Source organism: Aestuariivirga sp., from assembly GCF_020252405.1.
Lineage (GTDB): Bacteria > Pseudomonadota > Alphaproteobacteria > Rhizobiales > Aestuariivirgaceae > Aestuariivirga.
The window spans coordinates 1-11,218 of the sequence record NZ_JADCDA010000024.1 but is presented as its reverse complement, the minus strand read 5'-3'; the positions used below and the strand labels follow the sequence as shown (position 1 = coordinate 11,218).

Here is an 11,218-nt window from a genome sequence, read left to right as displayed (position 1 = left end):
CGCTCTACCGCATCGTCAAGGACCCGGCTCTGGCCAGAAGGCAGGGCATGTATTCGGTGGTGGCGCAGACCGGGCTGATCCTCAAGCGCGGCCATGACCTGGCCACCGTGCTGCGCGTGCTGGCGAAGACGCCGAAACTGTCGAGCGTCTGAAAGCAGACCCCCGGCCTTGGCAGGCCGGGGTCCGTCGTCCCGTCTCCCGGCCAGCGCTCAGTTTTGGCGCATGATGCCGAGGATGTTGAGGATGTTCACGAACAGCGTGATGAAGCTGCCGTAGAGCATGAAGGCGCCGATGATCGACTTGCCCTTGGCCACGCCCGCCGCATCGCCCTCGACATACATTTCCTTGATCTGCTGGGTCTCCCAGGCGGTCACGCCGGCGAACAGCAGCACCGTGATGATCGAGGTGATCAGCGACATCATCGTCGACTGGACGAAGAAAGCGTTGATCAGGATGGCGATGATGATGCCGATCGAGGCCATCATGAAGAAGCCGCCGAAGCCCGACAGGTCACGCTTGGTGACGTAGCCCGCGAGGCTCGTCGCACCGAATGTCACGGCGGTGATCAGGAAGGCCTGGAACACCATGCCGGAATCGACCGCGAGGAAGGTGCCAACCATCGGGGCGATGGCGAGGCCCCAGAGGGCGGCATAGCCCCAGTAGGCCGCCTGGGCGACGGCGGTGTTGCCGGACAGGATCATCCGGGGGGCGAAGAAGCCCATGCCGAGGATGGCGATGAAGAAGACCCACTTGAGCGAGTAGACGGTGGCCATGGCCGCGGGGCTGGCGGCGACCGCCAGCGTGATGACGGCGGTAAGCGCCACGCCGAGCGCCATGTAGTTGTAGATGCCCAGCATGTAGGAGCGGAGCCCCTGGTCGATCTCCGCCCCGGACTGGGCCCTGCCCTGGGTTTGAAAGCGAGTGTCAGCCATAGTTTCGTTCCTCCAGAAAACCTCGTTGCGAATATGGGTTCACACCCATTGTGGAGCAAGTTACAGGAAATTCAGGAAGGCCACAAAGCGATCACGAATTCGCGAGGTTTTCCATCTTCCTGGCCAGCGCCACGTCCTTCTCGGTCACGCCCCCGGCGGAATGTGTCGTGAGCGTCACCTCCACGCGGCCATAGACATTGGTCCATTCCGGGTGGTGGTCGGTCTTCTCGGCGAACAGCGCCACCCGGCTCATGAAGCCCCAGGCCTGGGAGAAGGACTTGAACTGATAGGTCCTGGTGATGGCGTCCCGCCCCTTGGCCTCCGTCCAGCCGTGCAATTCATGGAGCGCCTTGGCGCGTTCGACCCCGACCAGTGCCTTGTCCGTCATAAACCTGCCTGCAAACAATAGGATTTCTCGACCGCATAGGGACCACCCCCACGCGACGGGCGCGACGAGAACAGGACGAAACACCCCACCCCGAAGACCCGGCTCTTGTAGAGGTTATGGGAGGCGGCGAAAGCGTGCAAGGCCCGCGGGTCCGGATCCTTCAGCCGGGCGAGCGTCACATGCGGGGCGAATTTGCGCTGTTCCGCCGGCAGGCCCAGCGCCTGGCAGATGCGCTCATGGATCGACTGCAGCCTCCGGAGTTCCGGGCTTTCCTCGACGCCCGCGAACAGCGAATGGGGCTTGTTGCCGCCGAACACGCCACAGCCTGCAAGGCGGAGCTTGAAGGGCCGGGCCTCCACACCCTCAAGCTCATGGCTGATCTCGCGGGCCAGCCCCCCGTCGATGTCGCCGATGAAGCGCAGCGTGATGTGATAGCTTTCGCGGTCGATCCACCTGGCGCCGCTGATGCCGCCCCGCATCAGGTCGAGGTCAAGGGCCACATCATCCGGGATTTCGACACCGGTGAAGAGTCGTGGCATGCGCGGCCTCCTTTGCGATGAAGGACGGGCGGATCGCGACCGTTTCACGGTATCGCGAATTTCGCCAATCCCAAGCCCTAATTTCCGCCAGCCTTGCCCAGAAGCTGCTCGACGCTGGGCAGCATGCGGGCGACGATCGCGTCAACGCCGGCCGGGTTGGGGTGCATGCCGTCCGCCTGGTTCAGCTTCGGGTCCGCCGCCACGCCATCAAGAAAGAAAGGATAAAGCAACACCGTCGGGCGCCTCGCCGCGAGGCGCTGGTACATGCCGTCGAACTGCTGCTGGTAATCCGCCCCCATGTTGGGCGGCACCCTCATGCCGGCGAGCAGGGTGGGCAGCTTCTTGCGTTCGAGTGCGGTCAGAAGCCCGTCGAGGGCCGCCTCCGCCTGCGCCACGGGCAGCCCGCGCAGCGCGTCATTGGCCCCAAGCTCCACGATCACGGCATTGACCGGCTCGCTCAGCGCCCAGTCCAGACGGGCGGCGCCGTCGGCGGCGGTGTCGCCGGAAACGCCCGCGTTGATCACTTTCACGTCATGCCCCTTCGCCTTCAAGGCGGCCTCGAGCCTGGCCGGAAAGGTTTCCGTGGGTCCCAGTCCCAGCCCGGCGGTCAGGCTGTCGCCCAGGGCCAGAATGGTCTGCGGGGCCGCGGCAGCGCCGCCGGCCATGAGCACGACAAGTACAAGGGAGAAGAAAAGTTTCAGCATGATGGTCACTTAAGCGCCATGGTTGTCCGGTTCAAGCATCCGGACCTCGCCTGAGAGCGTAACGAAAACCATGTCCGACACGATGAGCACCGCCGCCGTCTCCCTCCGGAACGTCCATCTGACGCTGCCCAGCCGGGCCGGCAACGTCGATATCCTGCGCGGGGTGGACCTGGAGGTGAGGCCGGGCGAGGCGCTGGGCGTCGTCGGCCCGTCCGGCTCCGGCAAGACCACGCTGCTGATGGTGATTGCCGGGCTGGAGAAGGCCTCGTCGGGCGAGGTGGTCGTGGCGGGAAAATCGCTCAACGGGCTGGGCGAGGACGCGCTCGCCGCCTTCCGCCGCGACCATGTGGGCATCGTGTTCCAGTCCTTCCACCTGATTCCCACCATGACGGCGCTGGAGAACGTGGCGGTGCCACTGGAATTCCGCGGCGCCACGGGCGCGATGGAGACCGCCGCCGGCCGGCTGGAGCGGGTGGGCCTCGGCCACCGCCTCGACCATTACCCGGGCCAGCTCTCGGGCGGCGAGCAGCAGCGCGTGGCGATCGCCCGGGCGCTCGCCAGCGGAGCGAAGATCATCATCGCCGACGAGCCCACCGGCAACCTTGACCACGTGACCGGCGAGCAGATCGTCAAGCTGCTCTTCGACGTGAAGGAACAGGGCGGCGCATCGCTCATCCTCGTCACCCATGACCGCGCGCTGGCCCGGCGCTGCGACCGCATCGCGGAGGTGCTGGACGGCAAGATCGTGTCCGGGGCCACCACGTGAACCCGGCGCTCTGGCTGCGCTTCGCAGGCCGCGACCTGCGCTCGGGGCTGCAGGGCTTCTGGATCTTCCTCACCTGCCTCGCACTCGGCACCGGGACCATCGCCATCATCGGCGCGCTTTCGGCCGCGGTGGAGCGCGGCATCGATGAGCAGGGCCAGCCGCTGCTGGGCGGCGACCTCGAATTCTCGCTCATCCACCAGCAGGCCACCGGTCCGCAGCTTGCCTTCATCGCGTCGAAGGGCACGCTGAGCAAGGTTGCCACGGTGCGCGGCATGGCGCTCACGCCGGACAACACCGCGCTGGTCGAGGTGAAGGCGGTTGACGGCAGCTATCCGCTCTATGGCACGATGGAACTCGAAGGCGGCATGCCGCTGGCCGATGCCATCGCCACCAGGGACGGCGTTGCTGGCGCTGCCGCCGACCCGCTGCTGCTGGGCCGCCTTGGCATCAGGCCCGGCGCCATGGTGAAGCTTGGCAATGCACAGGTCGAGATCCGCGCACTGATCAAGGCGGAGCCCGACCGGCTGTCCGACACGCTGGTGCTCGGGCCCCGCCTGATGATCTCTCCCGCGACGCTCGCGGCCAGCGGCATCGTGCAGCCGGGCAGCCTTGTCACCTATCGCTACCGCGTGAAGCTGGCGGACGCCTCGCCCGCCGCCGCCAGGGCGGTCGAGAAGGAAGCCGAAACCCAATTCAAGGATGCCGGCTGGCGCATCCGCACCCGCAACAATGCCGCCGCAGGGGCCGATGGCTTCGTCGAGCGGCTCGGCTATTTCATGACGCTTGTGGGCCTCGCCTCGCTCATCGTGGGCGGTGCGGGCATCGCCAATGCCGTGCAGGCCTTCGTCACCCGCAAGCTGGGCTCCATCGCCACGCTCAAATGCCTCGGCGCGTCATCCGCCGACGTGATGGGCATCTATCTCGCCGAGATCATCCTCGTGGCGCTGATTGCCATTGCGCTGGGTCTCGCCGCGGGCGCCATGGCGCCGCCGGTCATCGCCTGGCTGTTCGGCCGGATCATTCCCGTGCCGCTGTCGCAGCACTTCAGCGCGTGGCCGCTGGTCTTCGCGGGCCTGCTTGGCCTGCTCACCACGCTGGCCTTCGCGCTGTGGCCGCTCGCCCATGCGCGGCAGGTGGCGGCTTCGGCGCTCTTCCGTTCGCGCATCGTGCCGGTGCGCGGCTGGCCGGGGCTTACCGCCTTCCTCGTCATCCTGCTCGCGCTGGTCCTGATGGCGGCGCTCACCTTCCATGCTTTCGAAGACGTCAGGGTGACGGCCTGGTTTCTTGGCGGCCTGGCCGCCAGCTTCGTTGTGCTGCTGGCCCTGGCGCGCCTGATCGTCTGGGGCGCCGAACGCCTGCCGCGCGGCCGTTCCGCCATCTGGCGTTATGCCGTGGGCAACATCCATCGCCCCGGTTCGGCCGCGGCCTCGGTGATCCTGGCGCTTGGCCTTGGCCTCACGCTCTTCGTCACACTGGCGCTGACCGACCGCAGCATCTCGAAGGAGCTCACCTCCTCCATCCCCGAGCGCGCCCCGGCGTTTTTCTTCATCGACGTGCCGAATGGCGAGCTGCAGGGTTTCAAGGACGCGCTGATGAGGGAGCCGGGCGTCACCCATGTGAACAACACGCCGATGCTGCGCGGCCGCGTCGCCGCGGTGAAGGGCGTTCCCGCCGAAAAGGTGAAGGCCAGCCCGGATTCCAGCTGGGCGCTGCGCGGCGACCGCGGCATCACCTATGCCGCGACGCTGCCGGAGGGTTCGCGCCTTGTCGATGGCGCGTGGTGGCCCGCCGATTACAGCGGCCCGCCGCTCGTGTCGCTGGTCGACGAGATTGCCCACGGCATCGGGGTCGGGATCGGCGACGAGATCACGGTGAACGTGCTGGGCCGCGACATCACGGCGAAGGTTGCGAACCTGCGCGCCGTGAACTGGCGAAGCCTCGGCATCAATTTCGTCATGGTCTTCACCCCCAGCACGCTGAAGGCCGCCCCGCACAACCACCTGGTGACCGTGGAGATGAAGGGCGGCGACGAGGCGAAGCTCCTGAACGCCATGGCGCGCGCCCACCCCTCCGTCACCGCGGTGCGGGTGAAGGACGCCATCGACATGGTGAGCGGGCTCCTCGAAAAGATGCTGGCGGCGATCCGCGGCGCCAACATCCTCACCCTGCTCACCGGCGTTCTGGTGCTCGCCGGCGCATTGGCCGCCGGCCTTTCGGAACGGCTATACGAGGCCGTGGTGCTGAAAACCTATGGCGCTTCCAGGCGCCAGCTCATCGGCGCCTTCGTCATCGAATATGCCGGGCTGGGGCTTGCGGCGGCGCTCTTCGGCCTTGGCGCCGGGTCTGCTGCGTCCTGGTTCCTGTCGCATTTCATCCTGCAAATTCCGTGGAGCTTCTCAGCACCCACCGCAGTTCTCACGGCCTTGATCGCCATGGCGGTGACGGTGACGGGCGGTCTCGCGGTCACCTGGCGTGCACTTTCGGCCAAGCCGGGTCCGCTGCTCAGAAACGAGTAGAATTCGTCACCGGCACGGGTTAGGCAGGCTCCATGGTCGTTCTCAATCGTATCTACACCCGCACCGGCGATGCCGGGGAAACCGCACTCGGCACCGGCGAGCGCGTGTCGAAGGCGCATCTGCGCATCCAGGCCTATGGCACGGTGGACGAGACCAATTCCACGCTCGGCGTGGTGCGGCTTCACACCGGCTCGCCCGGGATGCAGAAGCTGGACCAGATGCTGGCGCGCATCCAGAACGAATTGTTCGACCTCGGAGCCGACCTCTGCGTGCCCGACACGGGCAAGGACCTGGGCTACGAACCCTTGCGCATTCTGCCCAGGCAGTATGAGAGGATCGAGGCCGAGATCGACGAACTCAATGGCGGGCTTTCGCCGCTGCGCTCCTTCGTGCTGCCGGGCGGCCACCCCGCCGCCGCCTGTCTCCACATCTCGCGCACCGTCTGCCGCCGTGCCGAGCGCCTCATCGTCGAGCTCGCCTCGCATGAGGGCGAACATGTGAGCGAGGGGGCCATTGCCTATGTGAACCGGCTCTCGGACTTCTTCTTCGTCGCCAGCCGCTGGGCCAATGCCACGTCGGGTGCGGGCGACGTGCTGTGGGCGCCGGGCAAGACGAGGGATGCTTCGTAAGCCCCATGTTCGTTCCCCTTCACGATTCAACGCCGCTGAAGGTCATCCGCTTCCAGGCCGTCACCATTCTCATCATCGCGCTGAACGTGGCGATGTATCTCACCACCGGCGCCTTCAACTCCGAAGCCGTGCTGGACCAGATTGCGTCTGGCTGGGGCGTGGTTCCGGGCGAGCTCACCCACAGCGCCGCGCCCATCCTGAATTATAACCCCATCCCCGAGCCGCTGACCCTTCTCACCTATATGTTCCTGCACGCCGGGTGGTGGCACCTGATCTCCAACATGCTCTTCCTCTGGGTCTTCGCCGACAACGTCGAGGATGCCTATGGCCATGCCGCCTTTGCCTTCCTCTATCTGATGTCCGGCGTGGTGGCGGCCCTGCTCTATGTGATGCTGGGTCCCGGCTCGCGCATGCCGCTGGTTGGCGCGTCGGGCGCCGTCTCGGGCATCCTCGGGGCCTATGTCGTTCTGTTTCCGAAAGCCCGCGTGTGGATCCTGCTGTTTCTGCGCATTCCCATCCGCATCGGCGCCTTCTGGGTGCTGGGCGGCTGGTTCGTGCTGCAGGTCTTTTCCTGGTGGAGGGACCGGTCGGACCCGGAGGCCGGCATCGCCTGGGCGGCCCATATCGGCGGTTTCATCGCGGGAGCCGGGCTCACCTACGCCATCCGCCGCCGCCTCTGGATGCGGCTGGAGCCCAATGGCAGCTTCTTGCCCAAGGGGTAGGTCGCATTCGGCCATCAAGCGGCGTTGCTGGAATTGACTTGAGGTTTTGCCCTTACTAGGGTCCGGCCACTTTTTCGAAGACCGCCAAATCGAGGAACAGAATGAAAGTCCTGGTCGCTGTGAAGCGGGTCGTTGACTATAATGTCAGGATCCGTGTGAAGGCCGACGGTTCGGGTGTCGAACTGGCCAATGTCAAAATGTCGATGAACCCCTTCGACGAAATTGGCGTCGAGGAGGCGGTGCGCCTCAAGGAATCCGGCAAGGCGGCGGAAGTCGTCGCTGTGTCCATCGGGCCGGCCCAGGCGCAGGAGACGCTGCGCACCGCCCTCGCGATGGGCGCGGACCGGGCGATCCTGATCAGGACTGACGATCTCGTGGAGCCCCTCGCGGTGGCCAAGATTCTCAGGGGCGTGGTCGAGGCCGAAGGTCCGGAGATCGTCATCCTCGGCAAGCAGGCGATCGACGACGACTGCAACCAGACGGGCCAGATGCTCGCCGCCCTGCTGGGCTGGCCGCAGGCCACTTTCACCTCGAAGCTGGAGTCCGGTTCGGGCGAGGCGCAAATCACCCGCGAGATCGACGGCGGGCTGCAGATGCTGACCGTGAAGCTCCCCGCGGTCGTCACCACCGACCTCCGCCTCAACCAGCCGCGCTATGCATCCCTTCCCAACATCATGAAGGCCAAGAAGAAGCCGCTGGATGAGAAGACCCCCGCCGACTACGGCGTCGACACCACCGCGCGCCTCAGGGTCGTCAGGACCGAGGAGCCGCCGAAGCGCCTCGCCGGCATCAAGGTGGGCTCGCCCGCCGAACTCGTCGCCAAACTTAAGGAAGCGGGAGCAATCTGATGGCTGTCCTCCTCATCGCCGAACACGACAATGCGTCGATCAAGGACGCAACCCACAAGGCGCTCACCGCCGCGGCCCAGATGGGCGGCGACGTGCATGTGCTGGTGGCCGGCAACAACGCCGCCGGCGCTGCCGCTCAGGCCGCCAGACTCGATGGCGTCAAGAAGGTGCTGCACGCCGACTCGGGCACGCTCGAGCGCCCGCTGGCGGAGCCGATGGCCGCGCTGATCGTCTCGCTGGCGCCGGGATATGACCACATCGTTTCGCCGGCCACCGGCAACGGCAAGAACTTCATGCCACGTGTTGCGGCACTGCTCGACGTGATGCAGGTCTCCGACATCTCGGAAGTGAGGTCGGCGGACACCTTCGTGCGCCTGATCTATGCCGGCAACGCCGTGCAGACCGTGCAGTCGACCGATCCCAAGAAGGTCATCACCGTGCGCACCGCCTCCTTCCCCGCGGCGGGCGAAGGCGGCTCGGCCGAAATCGTGCGGATGGATGCGGCTCAGGACCCGGGCCTCTCCTCCTACCAGGGCGAGAACCTGTCGAAGTCGGACCGTCCTGAGCTCACCTCGGCCAGGATCGTCGTCTCCGGCGGCCGCGGCATGCAGAACGGCGACAATTTCAGGCTGCTCGATTCAGTCGCCTCCAGGCTCAACGCCGCCGTCGGCGCCTCGCGCGCGGCGGTCGATGCGGGCTATGTGCCGAACGACTATCAGGTCGGCCAGACCGGCAAGGTGGTGGCCCCCGACCTCTATATCGCCGTCGGCATCTCGGGCGCCATCCAGCACCTCGCCGGCATGAAGGACTCCAAGATCATCGTCGCCATCAACAAGGATGAGGAGGCGCCGATCTTCCAGGTGGCGGACTATGGCCTCGTCGCCGACCTGTTCGCCGCCGTGCCGGAATTCGACGCGGAACTGGCCAAGCTGGGCAAGTGACCGCCCCACATCAAGGTGCCCGAGAGGGTGGCCCCGGCCGCCCTTTTTCTTTGCACGGACAAAAATCCATCACTCATTTCCTGATGTGAAAACATCAATTCACCGCTCATCCGTGCAGACGCCACAAACCCCGAACTAAACGGCTATTGCTGCGAGTGCGAAACGCTCTTGCCCTGCAAATAGGCGCGATATAGGCTCCGGCGGCAACTGAATTCAGGCGCTTTGTTATCATGCAGATCAAGAAAGTCGGCGTCATCGGCGCTGGTCAGATGGGCAACGGCATTGCGCATGTTTGCGCGCTCGCGGGCTATGACGTTGGCCTCTATGACGTCAGCAAGGAGCGGATCGAGGCCGGCCTCGCCACGATCAACGGCAACCTCGCCCGCCGCGTCCGTTCCGGCAAGCTGTCCGAGGCCGACCGTGACGCCGCACTCTCCCGCATCAAGCCGGTGCATGGCTATGAAGGCTTCGGCGGCTATGACCTCGTCATCGAAAGCGCGGTTGAGGACGAGCAGGTCAAGCGCAAGATCTACACCGCCCTCTGCCCGCATCTGAAGCCTGAATGCCTCGTCGGCTCCAACACCTCCTCGATCTCGATCACCAGGCTTGCCGCCGCGACGGACCGGCCAGAGAAGTTCATGGGCATACATTTCATGAACCCCGTGCCGGTGATGGAGCTCGTCGAGTTGATCCGCGGCATCGCCACGGACGAGCAGACCTTCGCGGTCGCCAAGGAATTCGCCACCTCTCTCAGGAAGACCATCGCGGTCTCCGAAGATTTCCCGGCCTTCATCGTCAACCGCATCCTGCTGCCGATGATCAATGAGGCGATCTACACGCTTTATGAAGGCGTTGGCGGCGTGGAGGCCATCGACACCGCCATGAAGCTCGGCGCGCGCCACCCCATGGGTCCGCTGGAACTCGCGGACTTCATCGGCCTCGACACCTGCCTCTCGGTGATGCAGGTCCTGCATGACGGGCTGGCGGACTCGAAATACCGCCCCTGCCCGCTGCTGGTCAAATATGTCGAAGCCGGCTGGCTCGGCCGCAAGACCAACCGCGGCTTCTACGACTATCGCGGCGAAACGCCGGTGCCGACGCGGTAGGACGTGAGCAGTCTTCTGACCTTTCCGCAGCCTGATCTCTCAGCGCTCGAAAGGGTAAGGGAGTATTTCAGGAGCCGCACAAACTACTCTTTCGAAGGCAGCTACATCATCTACGACAACGATGTTACCGGGTGCTCCTTTACGATAGAGTTCAATCCATTTGGTGATGCCGATGAGGAGGGTAATCCCAACCACGCAATTGGCTTTATCCTCAACTACAATCGGTCAAAAACTTTTATTCGCGAGGCCATTGCAGAAGTCTCAGCATTCAACAAAGGCTTTCCAGGCAAGTTCGTCAACGAGGAGACTGAGAATCTGGAAAACTTCGGCGCCGAGCGCTATTTCGCCAACTGGTCGAGAGCAAACGACAAATTTGTTCGAGACTTTATCGCAAGGCCAGACTGCGAGGAGGCCTTTGCGCCCTCTGCCGCAATAGAATCGGCTTGGGCATGGAACGCGGCTTGCGACACTCAAATGGAAGCTCTTGAGGAAGATGTATTCATCGCGCCGGTCTCGCGACTGAGAACGGTTACCTCGAGTGCTGTTCCTTGCGGTTTATGGACCGAAACGATCCCAGCCATTTTTCCTAGCTTCGTGGAGCGCCTGGCGATAGGCACGTCATCGAAGTATCAGTCATCTTCGCAAAACCAATCCACTGACAGCCACACTATCTTCCGAATCGTCCCGATCGAGATCGTTTTGGCGAATACTGATTTTGAAAAACGGACTGTAAGCAGTATTCCCACATACGCTACCAGCGACGAAGTACCCGCTTCCTTACTCAAAGCCATTGAATTCATTACACCCGGATTATCGAATGGATAGTACCTCGTTCATCCGTCCCTTGTGTTAAAGCGGCGGGCGGTCAATTGACTCCATTAGGATTTCCCTCCCCCTCGTGGGGAGGGGCAGGGGCGGGGGGCCCAGGAGTCCAATTCTCAAAGACCTGAGCCCGGGACCCCCACCCTTAATCCCTCCCCCTCGTGGGCAGGGCTATCGCATATGGGTTAGAGCGTTGATAAGGTAGTCATTGTCCCAGTTGCAAGCCTTGATGCGCTGGCTGATGCGGCGCTTTGGGTTGTGGTCGGCGGTTTGCAGGATGTTTCGTGCGATCCGCTTGATGAAGG

13 protein-coding genes are annotated in these 11,218 nt (G+C 64.4%); 9 read left to right on the top strand and 4 right to left on the bottom strand.

What is annotated here, in order from left to right; all coding sequences use genetic code 11:
* A partial coding sequence (locus tag IOC69_RS05070; protein ID WP_290542452.1) for a DUF2794 domain-containing protein occupies positions 1-152 on the top strand: 152 nt, incomplete at its 5' end.
* Between the two features lie 57 nt (positions 153-209).
* Here IOC69_RS05070 and IOC69_RS05065 read toward each other — a convergent pair.
* The 4 genes from IOC69_RS05065 to IOC69_RS05050 form a co-directional block, all read right to left on the bottom strand.
* Positions 210-932, bottom strand: a complete 723-nt coding sequence (locus IOC69_RS05065) for a Bax inhibitor-1/YccA family protein (protein WP_290542451.1) — start codon at positions 930-932, stop codon at positions 210-212.
* A gap of 91 nt (positions 933-1,023) precedes the next feature.
* Positions 1,024-1,320, bottom strand: coding sequence for a 4a-hydroxytetrahydrobiopterin dehydratase (locus IOC69_RS05060; protein WP_290542450.1), 297 nt, complete (start codon positions 1,318-1,320; stop codon positions 1,024-1,026).
* Positions 1,317-1,859: an RNA 2',3'-cyclic phosphodiesterase gene (gene thpR, locus IOC69_RS05055; protein WP_290542449.1), complete on the bottom strand. Its 543-nt coding sequence runs from the start codon at positions 1,857-1,859 to the stop codon at positions 1,317-1,319. Before thpR ends, IOC69_RS05060 begins: the two co-directional genes overlap by 4 nt.
* Before the next feature lie 77 nt (positions 1,860-1,936).
* A complete protein-coding gene (locus tag IOC69_RS05050) occupies positions 1,937-2,563 on the bottom strand; it encodes an arylesterase (protein ID WP_290542448.1) in 627 nt (208 codons plus the stop codon).
* Between the two features lie 70 nt (positions 2,564-2,633).
* Between IOC69_RS05050 and IOC69_RS05045 the strand changes: the two genes are divergently transcribed.
* The 8 genes from IOC69_RS05045 (at position 2,634) to IOC69_RS05010 (ending at position 10,916) form a co-directional block, all read left to right on the top strand.
* Positions 2,634-3,329 (top strand): ABC transporter ATP-binding protein, encoded by a 696-nt coding sequence (locus IOC69_RS05045; protein WP_290542447.1) that lies wholly within the window; start codon positions 2,634-2,636, stop codon positions 3,327-3,329.
* Positions 3,326-5,845 (top strand): FtsX-like permease family protein, encoded by a 2,520-nt coding sequence (locus IOC69_RS05040; protein ID WP_290542446.1) that lies wholly within the window; start codon positions 3,326-3,328, stop codon positions 5,843-5,845. Before IOC69_RS05045 ends, IOC69_RS05040 begins: the two co-directional genes overlap by 4 nt.
* A 32-nt stretch (positions 5,846-5,877) precedes the next feature.
* Positions 5,878-6,474 (top strand): cob(I)yrinic acid a,c-diamide adenosyltransferase, encoded by a 597-nt coding sequence (locus IOC69_RS05035; RefSeq protein ID WP_290542445.1) that lies wholly within the window; start codon positions 5,878-5,880, stop codon positions 6,472-6,474.
* Between the two features lie 5 nt (positions 6,475-6,479).
* Positions 6,480-7,196: a rhomboid family intramembrane serine protease gene (locus IOC69_RS05030; RefSeq protein ID WP_290542444.1), complete on the top strand. Its 717-nt coding sequence runs from the start codon at positions 6,480-6,482 to the stop codon at positions 7,194-7,196.
* Positions 7,197-7,297: 101 nt separating this feature from the next.
* Positions 7,298-8,044, top strand: a complete 747-nt coding sequence (locus IOC69_RS05025) for an electron transfer flavoprotein subunit beta/FixA family protein (RefSeq protein ID WP_290542443.1) — start codon at positions 7,298-7,300, stop codon at positions 8,042-8,044.
* On the top strand, positions 8,044-8,985 hold the full coding sequence (locus tag IOC69_RS05020) for an FAD-binding protein (RefSeq protein ID WP_290542442.1): 942 nt from the start codon (positions 8,044-8,046) through the stop codon (positions 8,983-8,985). The genes IOC69_RS05025 and IOC69_RS05020 overlap by 1 nt, the downstream gene beginning before the upstream one ends.
* A 230-nt stretch (positions 8,986-9,215) precedes the next feature.
* Positions 9,216-10,091: a 3-hydroxybutyryl-CoA dehydrogenase gene (locus IOC69_RS05015; protein WP_290542441.1), complete on the top strand. Its 876-nt coding sequence runs from the start codon at positions 9,216-9,218 to the stop codon at positions 10,089-10,091.
* 3 nt (positions 10,092-10,094) lie between these two features.
* A complete protein-coding gene (locus IOC69_RS05010) occupies positions 10,095-10,916 on the top strand; it encodes a hypothetical protein (RefSeq protein WP_290542440.1) in 822 nt (273 codons plus the stop codon).
* Positions 10,917-11,218: the final 302 nt, after the last annotated feature.

Coding starts and splice junctions, on each gene's coding strand:
- IOC69_RS05045 (WP_290542447.1), top strand. CDS start 2,634: ATGTCCGACACGATGAGCACCGCCGCCGTCTCCCTCCGGAACGTCCAT.
- thpR (WP_290542449.1), bottom strand. CDS start 1,859: ATGCCACGACTCTTCACCGGTGTCGAAATCCCGGATGATGTGGCCCTT.
- IOC69_RS05030 (WP_290542444.1), top strand. CDS start 6,480: ATGTTCGTTCCCCTTCACGATTCAACGCCGCTGAAGGTCATCCGCTTC.
- IOC69_RS05035 (WP_290542445.1), top strand. CDS start 5,878: ATGGTCGTTCTCAATCGTATCTACACCCGCACCGGCGATGCCGGGGAA.
- IOC69_RS05050 (WP_290542448.1), bottom strand. CDS start 2,563: ATGCTGAAACTTTTCTTCTCCCTTGTACTTGTCGTGCTCATGGCCGGC.
- IOC69_RS05025 (WP_290542443.1), top strand. CDS start 7,298: ATGAAAGTCCTGGTCGCTGTGAAGCGGGTCGTTGACTATAATGTCAGG.
- IOC69_RS05060 (WP_290542450.1), bottom strand. CDS start 1,320: ATGACGGACAAGGCACTGGTCGGGGTCGAACGCGCCAAGGCGCTCCAT.
- IOC69_RS05015 (WP_290542441.1), top strand. CDS start 9,216: ATGCAGATCAAGAAAGTCGGCGTCATCGGCGCTGGTCAGATGGGCAAC.
- IOC69_RS05065 (WP_290542451.1), bottom strand. CDS start 932: ATGGCTGACACTCGCTTTCAAACCCAGGGCAGGGCCCAGTCCGGGGCG.
- IOC69_RS05020 (WP_290542442.1), top strand. CDS start 8,044: ATGGCTGTCCTCCTCATCGCCGAACACGACAATGCGTCGATCAAGGAC.